Below are 15,155 nucleotides of genomic sequence, written 5' to 3' on the forward strand. Positions count from 1 at the left end.
CTGCCCGGAGGCTGACGAGTGGCCTGAACGACATGTTTCGCAAGGATCGGGCCACGGCCTTCGCTAGGGTGGCCCGGACCCGACAGACCCTGGGGGGACGGCATGGCACACCTGGTCGCGGTACTCGCCCTGGAGGGCGTGATCGCCTTCGAACTCGGCATCCCCGCCCGCATCTTCGGCAGCGCCAGGGATGCGGACGGCCGCCCCCTGTACGAGGTGGCCACCTGCACCCTGGACGGCCGGCCGGTCACCACCAGCGCCGACTTCCGGGTGATGGTCGACCACGGGCCCGAACTGCTGGAGCGGGCCGACACGGTGCTGATCCCGGCCTCCGCCGACTCCGGCCCGGCGATCGCCGACGCCTGCTTCACCCCGGAGCTGGCCGCCGCGCTGGCCCGGATCCGGCCCGGCACCCGGCTGATGTCGATCTGCACCGGCTCCTTCGTCCTGGCCGCCGCCGGCCTGCTGGACGGCCGCCCGGCCACCACCCACTGGCGCTACACCGAGCGCTTCGCCCGGCTGTTCCCCCGGGTGCGGCTGGACCCGGACGTGCTCTACACCGACGACGGCGACGTCCTCACCTCCGGCGGGGTGGCCGCCGGGGTGGACCTGTGCCTGCACGTGGTGCGCCGCGACCACGGCAGCGCGGTGGCCAACGCGGTGGCCCGCAACTGCCTGGTGCCGCCGTGGCGCGAGGGCGGCCAGAAACAGTACGTGGAGGCCCCGAGCCCGACGGAGTCCGGCGCCGGCGGCACCGCCTCGGTGCGCGCCTGGGCGCTGGAGAACCTGGACGAGCCGCTGGCGCTGCGCCGGCTCGCCGACCGGGCGGGGATGAGCGTACGGACCTTCACCCGGCGCTTCCGCGAGGAGACCGGCGCCAGCCCCGGCCAGTGGATCACCACCCAGCGCACCGAGCGGGCCCGCCAGTTGCTGGAGCGGACGGAGCTGACGATCGACCAGGTCGCCCGGGAGTCCGGTTTCGGCACCGCGGCCTCGCTGCGGCTGCGGCTGCGCGGCCGGCTGGACGTGGCACCGAGCGCCTACCGGCGCGCCTTCCGCACCTACTCCGAGAGCCACTGAAACCCGACCGGCGGGTGGCCGAAACTCATCGCACTCCGGCGAAGCGTTGGATGGCGGCAGGCCGTACGCACCCCGAGCACGCCACGGCAAGCCGCCATCCAACCGCGGCGCGCGAGCCCTGAACCCGCGCCGCACCCTCCGCACTCGCCAAGGAGCGGGCCTCCACCGGCCGCTGACGGTCCCGCGCGCTGGCACGAAGTCCCTGGACAGCGGCACCGCGGCGGTGGACGGACGTCCCCTTGGCGTCCCCTCGCGACGGAGCGCCGCACCCAAGCGTGATCAGTCGGATACGTCACGTCAATGGGTAGTCCGAAATTCGGAATGGTTGCGTCACCTTTCGGCCGGTGATCAGCGCCGTGATCGGCACCGCCCGACGGCCGCCGCGAAAGCCGCTATTGCGCCAAAGCCGCCCAGTCCACGTCGGCCAGCGGATCGGTCGGGCGGGCGTCGCTGCCGATCTCGCACCAGACCCGCTTGCCCTCGCCGTCCGGGTACCAGCCCCAGCGTTCGCAGAGCAGCTCGACCAGCTCCAGGCCGCGCCCGTTGGTCGCGTCCTCGTCCGCTCCCGCGTGCCGCGGGGCCGGGGCGACCCGGCTCGCGTCGGCGACCTCCACCCGCAGCGGGACACTCGGCCCGTTGTCCTGCGCGCCGTCCCCCTCCGCCGGGTCCTCGGCCACCGGCAGGCAGAGCCTCAGCACGGCCGGACAGCCGGTGTGCACCACGGCGTTGGTCACCAGTTCCGAGACCACCAGCACCACCGTCTCGGCCATCGGCGCATCCGGGTCCACCCCGTGGTTCAGCAGCCGCGAGCGCACCCACCGGCGGGCCCGGCCGACCTCGGCGGGGTCCGCCTGCACCGCCAGCTGTACCTGAAGAACCTGCACCGCTCCACCACCTGCACTCGCAGTTCGGCCTTAGTCCCGATCGGGCCGGCTCGGCCGGCGGGCCCGCGCACCCACTCGTCCGCGCCGTCTCGTCGGTCGGGCACCGGCCGCGACACGAATACGCCTCAGGATGGGTGGGGGGACGGACCGCAGCAAGCGCTTCGGGCATATTCCGGCGATCGGGGGACAGCGCGGTGCATACTGTGCCGCTCACTCTGGCGAGCCTCGTACCGACGCACGGGAGGTCCCACCAGCCTACTGTCGCACCATCCGACAATCCGGCCTCAGGTCCCTGCCCCAGACCGATGTCCCAGACCGATGTCCCAGGCCAACGCCCCGGACCGGAACGGGCATCGGTGAGGACGGCGATCCGCACCGAACGGTTCCGCTCTTGCCGCAATCGCCTCCGGCGCGGCCCGGCCGCGGGATACCGTGGGGTAAGCCAGCGAACCCGGTCAGGAGGGTGGTTCCCGATGGCCACCCCGGAGCGGACCCCGCGCTGGGACGAGCAGTTGCAGCGCCGCCTCGCGCGCGGCGAGGAGACGGCGCTCGGCGAACTCTACGACCAGCTCGCGCCGATGGTGCATGGCCTGGCCGGGCGGATCCTGGCCGACCAGGCCGCCGCCACCCAGCTCACCCGGGAGGTCTTCGCCCATGCCTGGGAGCACCCCGAGGACTTCGACCCCGCCGAGGGCACGCTGCGCTCCTGGCTCGGCGCGCTGACCCACCACCGCGCGGTCGAACGGCTGCGGGCGCGGCGGGCCGCCGAGCACGGGCCGTTCGGCGACCCCGGGCCCGCCGAGGCGGAGATCCGCGTCGTGGCCACCGCCGCTCGGGTGCAGCTCGTCGTCGACTCCCTGCCCCAACCCCTGCGTGAGACCATCACGGTGACCTCCTACGACGGCCGCACCTACCGGGAGACGGCCCACCTGCTCGGCATCAGCGAACAGGCCGCCAAGCAGCGGATGCGACTCGGCCTGGAGCTGCTGGCCACCGAACTGGCCGAACACCGCGCCCGCCAGGACGAAGCCGGAGACGGAACCGCGGACACCACCGGGAGCGGGGACGGGAGCACGCGGACGTGAGCAGCACGGAGGAGCAGCACGACGCCCTGCGTTCGCTGCTCGGCGCCTGGGCCCTCGGCGCCTGCCCGCCCCGCGAGGCCGCCGAGTTGGAGCAGCACCTGCGCGAGTGCCGGGAGTGCGCCGAGGAGGCGGCCCGGCTGCGCGAGGCGGCCGGCTGGCTCTCCCTCGACGAGCCGCTGGACCAGCCCGGCTCGCTGCGCCAGCAGGTGCTCGACTGGTGCCTGACCCGTCGGCCCGCCGAACTGCCCGTCCCCGCCTGGGGAATGCCGTACACGGCGGAGACCGCCAAGCTCGACGCGCTGCTGCGCGACCTCGGCCCGGAGGAGTGGCAGGAGGTGGCCGACCTGCCGTGGCACGGCGGCACCGCGCGGCTGCGCCCGGCCGAGGTGCTCGGCCATCTGACCGCCGTGGACGGCTTCCTGGCGCTCGCCCTCGGTCTGCCCGACCCGGTGCCGGCCGCTCCCGGCCTGCCCGCCGCGCCGGCCGGGCGGCGGGTGCCGCCCCAGGAGCCGGCCGCCGGACCGCCGGCGCCCCGGGTCCCGCCGCAGGGCGGCCCGTACGGCGCGATCACCGCGCGCACCGCCCGGATGATCGCCGACCAGGGCGCCCTGGCGCCTCAGTCGGTGCGCTCCCGCTGGCGGCGGCAGGCCCACGACCTGGTGCGCAGCGCCGCACTGGCCCCACAGGGCAACACCCCGGTGGACTACGGCTTCACCGTGCTGCCGCTGCGCGACGCCTTCGTGGACCGCGCCTTCGAGTGCTTCGTGCACGGCGAGGACGTGGCCCGGGCGGTCGCCTACCCGTACGATCCGCCGGCCACCGCGCACCTGCGGCAGATGGTCCAGCTGGTGGTCCGGCTGCTCCCCCGGGCGCTGGCCGGGCTGCGCGCGGGCCGCCCCGAGCACGCCGGGGCGGCGGGCGCACCGCGGGACGGCGTCCGGACCGCCCGGCGGGTGCGGCTGGTGGTCGAGGGCCCGGCGGGCGGCGAGTGGCTGATCGCCCTGGACGGCGAGGACGGCGGGGCGGCCGGCGCCGAGCCGGTGGCCTCGATGGTGCTGGACGGCCTGGAGCTGTGCCAGCTGGCCGCCGCCCACCGCGACCCGGACCGGCTGCCGGTCGGCACCCACGGCGACCGGGCCGCGGTCCGCGAGGTGCTGCACGCGCTCCCGCTGCTGTCCCGGCCGTAACCCCGGTCAGGCGAAGACGACCGTACGGGTCCCGTCCAGCAGCACCCGGTGCTCGCTGTGCCACTTGACCGCGCGGGCCAGCGCCTGGCACTCGACGTCCCGGCCGATCGCGACCAGCTGGTCGGGGCTGACGTCGTGGGTGACCCGGGCCACCTCCTGCTCGATGATCGGGCCCTCGTCCAGGTCCGCGGTGACGTAGTGCGCGGTGGCGCCGATCAGCTTCACGCCGCGCGCGTGCGCCTGGTGGTACGGCTTGGCGCCCTTGAAGCTCGGCAGGAAGGAGTGGTGGATGTTGATCACGCGGCCGGACAGCTCGGTGCACAGCTGGTCGGAGAGCACCTGCATGTAGCGGGCCAGCACGACCAGTTCGACCTGCTCCTCGGCGACCAGGTCGAGCAGCCGCTGCTCGGCCTCGGCCTTGGTGTCCCTGGTGACCGGGATGTGGTGGAACGGGACGCCGTAGCTCTCGGTCAGGTCCTGGAGGTCGGTGTGGTTGGAGACCACCGCGGCGATCTCCACCGGCAGCGCGCCGATCCGGGTGCGGTAGAGCAGGTCGTTCAGGCAGTGCCCGAACTTGCTGACCATGAGGACGATCCGCATCCGCTGCTCGCTCGGGTGGATCTGCCAGTCCATCGCGAAGGAGGCGCCGATCGCGGCGAAGCTGGCGCGCAGCTTGTCGGCGGTGACCGGCTCGGGGGCGGAGAAGTGCACCCGCATGAAGAAGAGCCCGCTGTCCCCGTCCCCGAACTGCTGGCTGTCGATGATGTTGCAGCCGGTCATGAAGAGGTAGCTGGAGACAGCGTGGACGATGCCCTGCTTGTCGGGGCAGGACAGCGTGAGGACGTACTGGGCGCTGGCCGGCTGCTGTTCCACTGGGGTTATCCCGTTCTGCGGTCGTGACGTGGGTGGATGGTCCAGCGTGTCACATCCCGGACACCTGCCGCCCCGCTGCCCGTACTGCGGGACGGAAGGTGTCAGGCCGGTCAGACCCGGGTGAGGATGCGCAGCACGTCGAGCGACTTGGGCGCCGCGTCCGGGTCGTCCCCGTCGCCCAGGGCCAGCGCGACGTGCGCCTCCCGGGCGGCCCGGACGGTCTCCGGCCAGCCGGGGTGGCCGAGGTAGGCGGAGGCCGGGGCGTCCGCGCCGACCTCGTGCAGCATCTGCACGGCCCGCAGCACCGCGACGTCCACCAGGGCGGCCTCGGCCGGGTCGCGGAAGATCGTGCCGACGTACTTCTCGGCCGACCAGTGGTCCAGCCAGGTGTCCTCGACCAGCCGGTAGACGGCGTCGGTCACGTCCCCGTAGCCCTCCCGGCCGGTCAGCCAGGTCTCGTGCTGGAACGCGGGGTCGGACAGCATGTGCAGCGCCGAGCGCAGTCGGGCTCGCCAGCGCCACCAGGGCAGGTCGTTGAGCGGCATGCCGCCCATCGTGCTGGAGCGGTACCCCGGACGGGAGGTGTTTCGGGCGGACCGGTGCGAAGAATCTGTGCTGGCGGACATGGTGAACGATCGTACGTTCCCCGTCTGTTCGTGCTCCACTCCCGATCTCCACGCATCCCGCTCCGGATTTCGGCCGTCATTCGCCGGCCGTTCACACTTCGGCCCTCTCGGCTTGTGACGCCGGGGCTTGGCTTGCTCCGGTGCGCCGGAGGGCGCCCAGAGAGGGAAGACCGATGACCAGTCGAAGGGACTCGTTCCAGGACACCCGTCCCCCGATCGCGCGACGCCGCCGCCGGCGCCCGATCGCAGCCGCCGCGACCACCGCGGCCCTGCTCCCCACCCTCTTCTCGGCCTCCGCGTGCGGCGGATCGGCCGATGCTTCCACCAGCGGCACCGAACTGACCGTGATGACCTGGGCCCCGGCCGGCACCGGCTCCGCCGACCGTCCGGGCATGACCGCGCTCGCCTCCGCCATCGGCAAGGACGTCAACGAGGAGGGCGGCCTCAGCGGCCACCGGCTGCGTGTGATCACCTGCAACGAGCACAACACCGCGGACGGTGCCCGCTCCTGCGCCCAGCAGGCGGTGGACGCCAAGGTGACCGCCGTGATCGGCTCCTACAGCCAGTGGGGCGAGGCCTTCATGCCGGTGCTGGAGCGCGCCGGCATCCCGCTGATCGGCGGCTACGGGCTCTCCCAGCCGGAGTTCGCCAGCCCGCTGTCCTACCCGGTGGACGGCGGCCTGCCGGCGCTGGTCGCGGGCAACGGCCGCCAGCTGGTGGACGCCGGCTGCAAGAGCGTCGCCCTGGTCCGCCCGGACACCCCGGCCGGCGACAACCTGCTCGGCTACCTCGGCACCGCGCTGCGGCCGGCCGGGGTCAAGCTGACCGACGTCAAGGCGCCCGAGCAGTCCTCCGACTACACCCCGGTGGTCCGCAAGGCGATCGGCAAGGACGAGGCGGGCAACTGCGTCACCAGCGCCCTGGCTTCCGAGCCGACCGGCAACCTGATGGACTCCTACCGGCGGCTGGCCCCGAAGAACACCCGGATCGCCTCGGTGATCGGCAGCGTCCAGCAGTCGGTGGTGGACTCCACCGGCGGCGACACCGGCCCGCTGAACGGCGCCTACGTCACCAGCTGGTACCCGCCGGAGTCGGCGAAGGTCTGGGACGGGCTGCGCGCCGTGGTGCGCACCGACACCACCGGCGGGCACACCATCGACGTCTCCGACCCGGGCGTGCAGACCACCTGGGTCGCGTACGAGGTGTTCCGGACGGTGACGCGGAAGCTGACGGAGGGCGGCAAGCCGGTCACCCCGAAGACGGTCACCTCGCTGCTCGACAGCGGCGAGGGCATCGACGTCGGGATCACCCCGTCACTGAACTGGGGCACCACCAACATGCTGCCCAGCAGCGGCTCACCCCGGCTGGTGAACACCTGGGTCACCTACCAGGTGGTCAAGAACGGCCGGATGACCTTGCAGCAGCCGGGCTTCGTGGACATCCGCTGGGCGCTCACCGGGGGCCGCCCGCCGGCCTGACGAACCCTAGAGGTCGCCGTCGCTCTTGTTCGGCAGCCCCGTCTGGCCGGCGATCGTGTTCCAGAGCGTGGCGGCCTGCTTCTTCGCGGTGGTCGCGGTGCCGCTGGCCTGCACGGCGTTCTTGTAGTGCTGGTTGTCCTGCTTCTTCGCGTCGCAGGAGCCCTGGGCGTCCTGCGCCCAGGCCGCGTACTCGTCGTCGGCCTGGGCCGAGGCCGTCCAGGCCGCGTTGAGCTGCTCGACCAGCTGCGGGCCGCCGGGCAGCTTGTCGGTCTTCAGCTGGCCCAGCTTGCCCTGGAGCTCGCGCCGCTTGCCGGCCGCGGCGGTCAGGGCCTGCTGGGACTCGGGCAGCTTGTCGCACTTCTGCACCGAGGCGACCGCGGAGACCACCGAGCTGCGGCTGTCGCTCGCGGTGCCCAGCAGGTCGGACAGCGGCTGGGCCTGGGCCTTGACGTCCGGGTCGCCGGCCGCGGCCGCGGCCGAGCCGCTCGGGCTCGCCGGTCCCGTGGGGTGGGCGGGGGTGGTGCTCGCGGCGGCCACCGGGGCGGTCTTCTTCTCCCCCTCGGGGGTGTCGCCGCCGTTCAGCAGGACGGCGACCAGGATGCCGGCCACCGCGCAGCCGGCCACCACACCGCCGATGATCAGCTTGCCGGACGGGCGTCCGCCGCGCTCCGAGCCGCCCGCCATGGTCGTGCCGAAGCCCTGGCCGTAGTCCTGCCCCTGGCCGAGGCTCTGGCCGTGGCCGAGGCTCTGGCCTTGCTCCGGGGCGTAGTTCTGGCCGTAGTCCGGCGCCGGGTAGGCCGGCTGCGGCTGCGGGTAGCCGGGCTGGGCCTGGTAGCCGGGCGCGGGCTGCGGCTGCGGGTAGCCAGGCTGGGCCTGCGCCGCCGGGTAGCCGGCCGCCTGCGGATCGCCGGCCGGGTACGGCGGCAGGTACTGGGTCTCCGGGGCCGGATCGTGCTGCGGCGCGCCGTACCCCGGCTGCGGTGCTCCGTACCCGGGCTGCGGCGCACCCCACGGGGCGCTCTGCGCGGGCATCGCCTGGGTCGGCTGCGCGTGCGCGCCGTCACCGAGGTACTCCGGCTGCCCGGACGGCTGCCCCACCGGCGGCACCACCGAGTGGCCCTGCGGCTGCTGGCCGGGCTGCCCCTGGGGGTGGCCGGGCTCGGGGCGGAACAGGTCGTCCAGGTTGAAGTCACCGGAGTTCGGATACGAGCGGCGCTGACTCAACGCGATTCCTCACCTGTGCAGGACCGCGCACTGGCGGCGGACCACATCTCGTCGGTTCTTGGGAGCATCACAGTTCCTTGGACGTCGCGCCCACGCTACCGGTTCGGCTCACCGGGTGACCACGTGGGCGGGACATCCGTCACGCTCCCTGCACAGACGATCCGCGAACGCCACAGGTCCGGGGCACCGCCGACCCCGGACCGGGCCCTCACCGCTCCCGGGTCGGCCCCCGTTCAGGCCGCCTCGGCGTCCGCCCGGGCGTGGAACTCCCGGACCACCCGCTGCTCCCGGTACGGCTCCAGCCGGCGCCGGAACTCGTCCAGGTACTCCACGCCCCGGTTGGAGCGCAGCCCGCTCAGCAGCCGGACCGCCTGGGCGCCCGTCTCGCAGGCGCGTTCCAGGTCCCGCTGCTGGAGTTGGGCGGTGGCCAGCAGGACGAGGTCCACCGCACGGCGCCGCACCCTGGTCGGCGGGTGCAGGTCGAGCGCCCGGCGGGCGTAGTGCTCGGCCTGGCCCGCCTGTTCCAGGTCCCGGTGGCAGTGGGCCAGCTCGTCCGCGAGGTAGGCGTCGTCGAAGTGGGCGATCCAGTCCGGGTCGTCCTCCGGGCGGCGCTTCTCCATCGCCTCCAGCGCTCTGGCCGACACCGCCTCGCAGGAGCGGGCGTCACCGAGCAGGGCGTGGCCGCGGGCCTCGGCGGCGTAGAACATCGCCATCGCCGTCGGGGTGGCCACCGACCGGGCTCCTTCCTGTGCGGCGCGGGCGAGTTGGGCGATCTCCCGCGGATTGCCGAGGGTGGCCGCCAGGTGGCTCATCGAGGCGGCCAGCACATAGCCGCCGTAGCCGCGGTCGTCGGCGGCCTGGGCGAGCCGCAGCGCCTGGATGTAGTAGCGCTGGGCGAGTCCGGGCTGCCCGGTGTCCACCGCCATGTAGCCGGCCAGTTCGGTCAACCGGGCCACGGCGGCGAAGAGTTGGCGACCGGTCTCCTCCCGGTAGGCGCCGCCGAGCAGGCCGGAGACCACCGAGTTGAGGTAGTGCACCACCACCGGTCGCACATGGCCGCTGCCGAAGCGGTGGTCCAGGTCGACCAGCATCACCGTGGTCGCCCTGATCGCGGCCACGTCGGTCGGGCCGACCCGGGGGCCGCCCGTCCGCGCCACCACCGGGTCCGGCGGGGTGATCAGCCAGTCCCGGCTGGGCTCCACCAGGGCGGAGGCGGCGACCGTCGCCCCGGTCAGGAAGTCCCGCCGGCCGACGTCGCTGCGCCACAGCTCGCAGACCTGCTCCAGGGCGGAGTTGATGGTCGGCGCGAACTGGAGTCCGATGCCGGAGCTCAGGTTCTTGCCGTCCGCCATGCCGATCTCCTCGACCGACACGCTGCGGCCGAGCTTGCGGCCCAGGGCCTCGGCGATCACGGCCGGTGCCTGCCCGCGCGGTTGCTGTCCGCGCAGCCAGCGGGCGACGGAGGTCTTGTCGTACCGAAGGTCCAGCCCGTGCTCGGCGCCGCAGAGGTTGACCCTCCTGGCCAGGCCGGCGTTGGAGCAACTGGCCTCCTGGATCAGTTGCTGCAGACGCTCGTTGGGCTGTCGTGCGACGAGTGGTCTCGCGGCCATTGGGCTTCGCCTCCCCACACCCTCCGGTCCCGGCCGGCGGGCGACGATTCTGCTGATCTGTTGCCGACTGTCCGACCGTCCAAGGAATCTGACACAAGGTTAGCGATCAGCAACGCCAGCGGGATACCCACGGTGACGAACCGCACCCCCCTTGCGCCCTGGGAAATGCTCCCGTGCGCCCCCACTGCGCCTGCCCTTGGGCCCTTCAACTCGGTCGACTAACCGGAACGGGTGACATCGCCGGGATGCACCCAACCGGGCGCCCCCGGGCCGTAACCAGCCTCACACACGGTAGTTGAGCACCCCGTGGAAGACATCCCCGATGTTTCGGGCCAGGACGAGAAGGCCGCTCCGCCCGCACTGCTCACCGAAGCCGCCGGCTACGCCGAGACCTGCCACTGGGAGGTGGCACCGGGCGCCTGGCTGATCGACGACGCCGGCACCGTCCGCTGCTCCTGCGGCGACCTCCGCTGCACCCTGCCGGGCGCCCACCCACTCGACCCGGACTGGGCCCGGACGGCGAGCGCCGGGCCCGGCGCCGTGCGCGGCTGGTGGACCGAGCAGCCGCAGGCGTCGATCCTGCTGCCCACCGGGCGCTCGTTCGACGTCCTGGACGTCCCGGAGCGGGCCGGCTGCCTGGCGCTCGCCCGGATGGAGCGGATGGACCTCCAGCTCGGCCCGGTGGCGGTCCAGCCCGCCGCATCCGGGCGGATCGGGCGGCGGCTGCACTTCCTGGTGCTGCCCGGCGCCGCGGCCCGGCTGCCGGAGCTGCTCCGCCGGCTCGGCCGCCCGCCCGGCCGGCTGGACCTGGTCGCCCGCGGCGAGGGGGACTGGACGGTCGCCCCGCCCTCCCGGATCGGCTCCCTGGGGTACGCCCAGTGGGCCCGCTCCCCCAGCGTGCTCAACCGCTGGCTGCCGGACGCCGCCGAGCTGATCGGCCCGCTCGTCTACGCCTGCGCCCGCGAGGCGCCCCCGCGCCGGTCCGCCCGGGCCGCCGGGGCCGCCGGGGCCGCCTCCTGGAACGGACGCCCTCTGCCGATCGGGTGAGGGTGTGCACCGCGCGACACAACGCGCGCGAGTGACGGGCCTTGTCTCCCACCGGAGGCAGGGCCCGTCATACGCATGTCCGGATAAGGCTTCCGTGTACCCGCTGGTCAGGCGCGAAAGCCCCTCGTACGAGTGACAGCACTCAAGGATTGCCATGATCGGCCGAGGGGAGGAATTGCGGTGTGTGGGGACGCCGGAGGGGCGCTCGGACGGGGAAGCCGGGCGGCGGCGGTGGCGGTGGGGAGCCGGGAGGGACGGGGAGGGCGAAAGGGGCCCGCTGCAGGTGGGGGTACCTCCCGGCCGGAGGCTGGGGGAGAGCAGCGGGCCCCTTCGCACGACCGCTACGCGCCTCAGGCCTGGGCGACGAACACGTGCTGGGCGATGTCCTTGCCCAGCTCCGCCGCGTTGTCCCCGGTGCCGACCAGCACGCCGCCGACGCCGGCGCTCACCTTGACGGTGGAGCCCGGCCGGACGCCGGCCCGGCGCAGGGTGCTCATCAGCGCGCTGTCGGTCTGGATCGGCTCGCCGATCCGGCGGACCACCACGTCGGCCCCGGCCTCGCCCGGCTTGACGGTGTCCAGCGGAACGAGCCCGGCGTCGAAGCCCTCGCCCTCGGCCTTGGTGTCGCCCAGCTCGTCCAGGCCCGGGATCGGGTTGCCGTACGGGGACTGGGTGGGGTGGCCGAGCATGGCGAGCACCTTGCGCTCGACCGTCTCGCTCATCACGTGCTCCCAGCGGCAGGCCTCCTCGTGCACCTGCTCCCACTCCAGGCCGATCACGTCGACGAGCAGGCACTCCGCGATGCGGTGCTTGCGCATGACCCGCACCGCGAGGCGACGGCCGTCCTCGGTCAGTTCGAGGTGGCGGTCGCCGGCGACCTGGAGCAGCCCGTCGCGCTCCATCCGGCCGACCGTCTGGCTGACCGTGGGACCGCTCTGCTCCAGTCGCTCCGCGATCCGGGCACGCATCGGGACGATGCCTTCCTCCTCCAGCTCCAGGATGGTGCGAAGGTACATCTCAGTGGTGTCGATCAGCCCAGACATCGTCGCCGGCTCCGTTCTTCGGTGTCCTCACCGCCAATTCTGACGTACCGGACCGGCAACCGGGCCCGCGCCGGGGCCCCGGGGGGCCGTTTTCCTTACTGTTGACAACGGTGCCGCCGGGGCGCGACCGTGCTCGCCGTAGCTTTCTCCACCGGCGGTCTGGACCACCCGGACCACCCCACCCGGCCGGATCCCCCACCGGCAGAGAGCGAAGGCACCAGATGAACGACTTGGTCGGCCGGTACTTCGATGCCGCGATCGCCCACCTCCAGCGGGTCCGGGAGGAGGAGGCCGACACCATCGAGGCGGCCGCCGCGCTGCTGGCGGAGGCGATGTCCGAAGGCCGCCGAGTGTTCACCTTCGGTGCCGGCCACTCCGCGCTGCCGGCCCAGGACGTGGTCTACCGGGCCGGCGGGCTGGTCCCGATGAACCTGCTGAACGTCCCCGGGATGGCCGGGGTGACGGTGATGCCCGCGCCGCTGTCCAGCGCGCTGGAGCGGGTCTCCGGGCTGGCCACCGCGACCCTGGACCTGACCCCGGCGACCACCGGGGACCTGCTGTTCCTGATCTCGCTCTCCGGCCGCCAGGTGATGCCGGTCGAGCTGGCCCGGTACGCCCGGGACCGCGGCATGAAGGTGATCGGGGTGACCTCGCTCGCGTACCCGCAGGAGGTGCCCTCGGCGCACCCGACCGGCACCTATCTGAAGGACCACTGCGACGTCGTGCTGGACAGCAAGATCGCGGTCGGTGACGGCGAGCTGACCCACCCGGGCGCCGAGACCACCTTCGGCCCGGTCTCCACCATCGTGACCAGCGCGCTGATGCAGGCCGTGGTCGCCTCGGCGGTCGGCCGGCTGGCCGACAAGGCGGCCGCCGGGGAGGCCCCCGCTCCGCCGCTGTTCCGCTCCGGCAACGTCCCGGGCGGCACCGAGTGGAACGCCAAGCAGATGGCCGAGAACGCCGAGCGGGTCTTCTACACCTACTAGGCTGCGCCGCCCGCGCACGCCGGCCGGCCGTCGCGCGCCCCCACCACCCCCCGTACGCTGGGTGCCGGAGCAAACACGGGGAGTACCGGACAAAACCACGGGACTTCCCGGCCACATCCGGCCGCCCCGGCCGTCACCAGGCGTACCGGCGAGCCGCCCGGGGCAGGAGGGCGGAGCGACCGGAGCGACTGGTGGGGGCCGAACATGGCGTCTGTTGCGGGACGGACCGGGTGGGTACGGGAGCGGGAGCTGCTCCCCGAGTTCTTCTGGGCCGCCGACGCGGCCTCGCTGCGCGGGCAGCGGCGCTCGGTGCTGCTCTCCGCCTGGGAGCTGGTCCTGCTGGTGGTCGCCGCGGCGACCGGCTCGGCCGACGGCGAGCCCTGGGCCTGGCCGGCCGCGGCGGCCTACCTCGGCGCGATCGCGCTGGCGGTGGTGATCAGCCGGCAGAACCCCCAGGGCCTCTGGTACGAGGGCCGGGCCGCCGCCGAGTCGGTGAAGACGCTGGCCTGGAAGTACGCCGTCCGGGCCGACGCCTACCAGCCGCCGCCGCGCCCCCTGCCGGACGCCGAGGGCCTGTACGACTTCCAACTCGCCCGGGTGCTGGGCGCGTTCCGCGGCGGCCCGGTGGCCGTCCCGGAGGTCGGGGCGGGGATCACCGCGGCGATGCGCGACCTGCGCGGGCAGCCGCTGGCGGTGCGCCGGGAGGTGTACCTGGCCGAGCGGATCCAGCTGCAGCACGACTGGTACCGCGCCAAGGCCCGCTACTGCGCCCGCACCGGGCACTGGGCCGGGGTGCTGGGCGTGCTGCTGCCCGCGCTCGGGCTGGTGCTGGCCGTGCTGCGGGCGCTCGGCGCGTTCAGCTACGACGCGCTGGGCACCGTCTCGGCGGTGGCCGCCTCGGTCACCGCCTGGGCGCAGCTGCGCCAGTACCGCCCGCTGGCCGCCGCGTACGCCCTGGCCGCCGAGGAGCTGGCGCAGATCCAGCGCCAACTCGCCCAGCTGGACCTGGAGTCGATGGAGGCCGAGGAGATCTGGGCCCGCCTGGCCCGGGACGCCGAGGACGCGATCTCCCGCGAGCACACCACCTGGCAGGCCCGCCGGGAGGTGCGCACCACCACCGACCGGGAGCACGCAACCGACCCGGAGTCCTGAGGAGGCCGCAGGTGTCGTTACGGATGGTCGAGTCCGCGGACGAGCGCACCCTCGCCGTCGAGACCCTCGGCGACCCGCGCGGCCGTCCGGTGTTCCTGCTGCACGGCATGCCCGGCAGCCGGGTCGGCCCGCATCCGCGCAGCACCGTGCTGTACCGGCTGGGCGTGCGGCTGATCTCGTACGACCGGCCCGGCTACGGCGACTCGACCCGGCTGTTCGGCCGCCGGGTGAGCGCGGCGGCCGCGGACGTGCGGACCATCGCCGACGAGTTCGGGCTGGAGAACTTCGCGGTGCTCGGCCGCTCCGGCGGCGGCCCGCACGCGCTGGCCTGCGCGGCGCTGCTGCCGGAGCGGGTCAGCCGGGTGGCGGTGCTGGTCGGCCTCGCGCCGCGCGACGCGGCCGGCCTGGACTGGTACGCGGGGATGACCCCGTCCAACGTCCGCGCGTACCAGGAGGCCGAGCGCGGGCACGGCCGGATCGCCGACGCGATGGAGTTCCGCTCCCGGCAGATCAAGGCCGACCCGGTCCAGCTGCTGAACGGGCTGCGCACCGAACTCTCGGCCGCCGACCGGGAGGTGGTGGCCGACAGCGGACTGCGGCGGATGCTCCAGAGCAACTACCGGGAGGCGTTCCGGCACGGCGCGGACGGCTGGATCGACGACGTGCTGGCGTTCACCGCCGACTGGGGGTTCGACGTCGGCTCGATCCGGGTGCCGGCCTGGCTCTGGCACGGCGCGGACGACCAGTTCTCACCGGTCGACCACTCCCGCTGGCTGGCCGACCGGATCCCGGGCGCCGAGCTGTTCCTGGAGCCCGGCGCGGCGCACTTCGGGGCGTTCCGGGTGATGACCACCGCGCTGGCCTGGGCGGCGGGATGACC

General features: G+C 73.9%; 14 protein-coding genes. 8 read left to right on the forward strand and 6 right to left on the reverse strand.

Translation table 11 applies throughout. From position 1 onward, the window contains the following. Nucleotides 1-102: 102 nt before the first annotated feature. Nucleotides 103-1,080 carry a GlxA family transcriptional regulator gene (locus QWJ13_RS22990; protein WP_316526779.1) on the forward strand — a complete coding sequence of 326 codons (978 nt, stop codon included), beginning with the start codon at nucleotides 103-105 and terminating at the stop codon, nucleotides 1,078-1,080. A gap of 392 nt (nucleotides 1,081-1,472) precedes the next feature. Here QWJ13_RS22990 and QWJ13_RS22995 read toward each other — a convergent pair whose 3' ends face one another. After that, complete coding sequence (locus QWJ13_RS22995; protein WP_316526780.1) at nucleotides 1,473-1,964, reverse strand: ATP-binding protein; 492 nt, start codon at nucleotides 1,962-1,964, stop codon at nucleotides 1,473-1,475. Nucleotides 1,965-2,437: 473 nt separating this feature from the next. Here QWJ13_RS22995 and QWJ13_RS23000 point away from each other — a divergent pair, with 473 nt between their 5' ends. Both QWJ13_RS23000 and QWJ13_RS23005 read left to right on the forward strand, forming a co-directional pair. Continuing rightward, nucleotides 2,438-3,049 carry a sigma-70 family RNA polymerase sigma factor gene (locus tag QWJ13_RS23000; RefSeq protein WP_316526781.1) on the forward strand — a complete coding sequence of 204 codons (612 nt, stop codon included), beginning with the start codon at nucleotides 2,438-2,440 and terminating at the stop codon, nucleotides 3,047-3,049. Further along, entirely contained in the window at nucleotides 3,046-4,236 is a 1,191-nt protein-coding gene (locus tag QWJ13_RS23005) for a zf-HC2 domain-containing protein (RefSeq protein ID WP_316526782.1), read from the forward strand. The genes QWJ13_RS23000 and QWJ13_RS23005 overlap by 4 nt, the downstream gene beginning before the upstream one ends. Nucleotides 4,237-4,242: 6 nt before the next feature. On the opposite strand, the gene purU is transcribed toward QWJ13_RS23005, so the two are convergent. Further along, nucleotides 4,243-5,109: a formyltetrahydrofolate deformylase gene (purU, locus tag QWJ13_RS23010; protein ID WP_316526783.1), complete on the reverse strand. Its 867-nt coding sequence runs from the start codon at nucleotides 5,107-5,109 to the stop codon at nucleotides 4,243-4,245. Nucleotides 5,110-5,219: 110 nt separating this feature from the next. Further along, nucleotides 5,220-5,735 (reverse strand): SCO4402 family protein, encoded by a 516-nt coding sequence (locus QWJ13_RS23015; RefSeq protein ID WP_316526784.1) that lies wholly within the window; start codon nucleotides 5,733-5,735, stop codon nucleotides 5,220-5,222. Between the two features lie 173 nt (nucleotides 5,736-5,908). Here QWJ13_RS23015 and QWJ13_RS23020 point away from each other — a divergent pair, with 173 nt between their 5' ends. Beyond that, entirely contained in the window at nucleotides 5,909-7,213 is a 1,305-nt protein-coding gene (locus tag QWJ13_RS23020; RefSeq protein ID WP_316526786.1) for an ABC transporter substrate-binding protein, read from the forward strand. Between the two features lie 6 nt (nucleotides 7,214-7,219). On the opposite strand, the gene QWJ13_RS23025 is transcribed toward QWJ13_RS23020, so the two are convergent. Together QWJ13_RS23025 and QWJ13_RS23030 are read right to left on the reverse strand one after the other, a co-directional pair. After that, nucleotides 7,220-8,437 carry a hypothetical protein gene (locus QWJ13_RS23025; RefSeq protein ID WP_316526787.1) on the reverse strand — a complete coding sequence of 406 codons (1,218 nt, stop codon included), beginning with the start codon at nucleotides 8,435-8,437 and terminating at the stop codon, nucleotides 7,220-7,222. A gap of 233 nt (nucleotides 8,438-8,670) precedes the next feature. Then, nucleotides 8,671-10,047, reverse strand: a complete 1,377-nt coding sequence (locus tag QWJ13_RS23030; protein WP_316526788.1) for an NsdA family TPR-like regulatory protein — start codon at nucleotides 10,045-10,047, stop codon at nucleotides 8,671-8,673. A 306-nt stretch (nucleotides 10,048-10,353) separates the two neighbouring features. Between QWJ13_RS23030 and QWJ13_RS23035 the strand changes: the two genes are divergently transcribed. Continuing rightward, on the forward strand, nucleotides 10,354-11,094 hold the full coding sequence (locus QWJ13_RS23035) for a bifunctional DNA primase/polymerase (RefSeq protein ID WP_432277584.1): 741 nt from the start codon (nucleotides 10,354-10,356) through the stop codon (nucleotides 11,092-11,094). A gap of 350 nt (nucleotides 11,095-11,444) precedes the next feature. Here the strand turns inward: QWJ13_RS23035 and QWJ13_RS23040 are convergent, their stop codons facing one another. Further along, nucleotides 11,445-12,137, reverse strand: a complete 693-nt coding sequence (locus QWJ13_RS23040) for an iron-dependent transcriptional repressor DtxR (protein ID WP_316526789.1) — start codon at nucleotides 12,135-12,137, stop codon at nucleotides 11,445-11,447. Between the two features lie 221 nt (nucleotides 12,138-12,358). Here QWJ13_RS23040 and QWJ13_RS23045 point away from each other — a divergent pair, with 221 nt between their 5' ends. The 3 genes from QWJ13_RS23045 (at nucleotide 12,359) to QWJ13_RS23055 (ending at nucleotide 15,153) form a co-directional block, all read left to right on the forward strand. Further along, on the forward strand, nucleotides 12,359-13,123 hold the full coding sequence (locus QWJ13_RS23045; protein WP_316526790.1) for a sugar isomerase domain-containing protein: 765 nt from the start codon (nucleotides 12,359-12,361) through the stop codon (nucleotides 13,121-13,123). 204 nt (nucleotides 13,124-13,327) lie between these two features. After that, the gene (locus QWJ13_RS23050; RefSeq protein WP_316526791.1) at nucleotides 13,328-14,275 is read left to right on the forward strand and encodes a DUF4231 domain-containing protein; all 948 of its coding nucleotides are present in this window, start codon (nucleotides 13,328-13,330) and stop codon (nucleotides 14,273-14,275) included. 23 nt (nucleotides 14,276-14,298) lie between these two features. Next, nucleotides 14,299-15,153 (forward strand): alpha/beta fold hydrolase, encoded by an 855-nt coding sequence (locus tag QWJ13_RS23055; protein ID WP_316527370.1) that lies wholly within the window; start codon nucleotides 14,299-14,301, stop codon nucleotides 15,151-15,153. The last annotated feature ends 2 nt before the right edge of the window (nucleotides 15,154-15,155 follow it).

The sequence above is a fragment of the Kitasatospora brasiliensis genome (assembly GCF_032654805.1).
Classification (GTDB): Bacteria; Actinomycetota; Actinomycetes; order Streptomycetales; family Streptomycetaceae; genus Kitasatospora; species Kitasatospora brasiliensis.

What these genes read in the sequence shown, in the direction of transcription:
- QWJ13_RS22990 (WP_316526779.1), top strand. Translation starts at nt 103, where the DNA reads ATGGCACACCTGGTCGCGGTACTCGCCCTGGAGGGCGTGATCGCCTTC.
- QWJ13_RS23000 (WP_316526781.1), top strand. Translation starts at nt 2,438, where the DNA reads ATGGCCACCCCGGAGCGGACCCCGCGCTGGGACGAGCAGTTGCAGCGC.
- QWJ13_RS23015 (WP_316526784.1), bottom strand. Translation starts at nt 5,735, where the DNA reads ATGTCCGCCAGCACAGATTCTTCGCACCGGTCCGCCCGAAACACCTCC.
- QWJ13_RS23020 (WP_316526786.1), top strand. Translation starts at nt 5,909, where the DNA reads ATGACCAGTCGAAGGGACTCGTTCCAGGACACCCGTCCCCCGATCGCG.
- QWJ13_RS23030 (WP_316526788.1), bottom strand. Translation starts at nt 10,047, where the DNA reads ATGGCCGCGAGACCACTCGTCGCACGACAGCCCAACGAGCGTCTGCAG.
- QWJ13_RS23040 (WP_316526789.1), bottom strand. Translation starts at nt 12,137, where the DNA reads ATGTCTGGGCTGATCGACACCACTGAGATGTACCTTCGCACCATCCTG.
- QWJ13_RS23045 (WP_316526790.1), top strand. Translation starts at nt 12,359, where the DNA reads ATGAACGACTTGGTCGGCCGGTACTTCGATGCCGCGATCGCCCACCTC.
- QWJ13_RS23050 (WP_316526791.1), top strand. Translation starts at nt 13,328, where the DNA reads ATGGCGTCTGTTGCGGGACGGACCGGGTGGGTACGGGAGCGGGAGCTG.
- QWJ13_RS23055 (WP_316527370.1), top strand. Translation starts at nt 14,299, where the DNA reads ATGGTCGAGTCCGCGGACGAGCGCACCCTCGCCGTCGAGACCCTCGGC.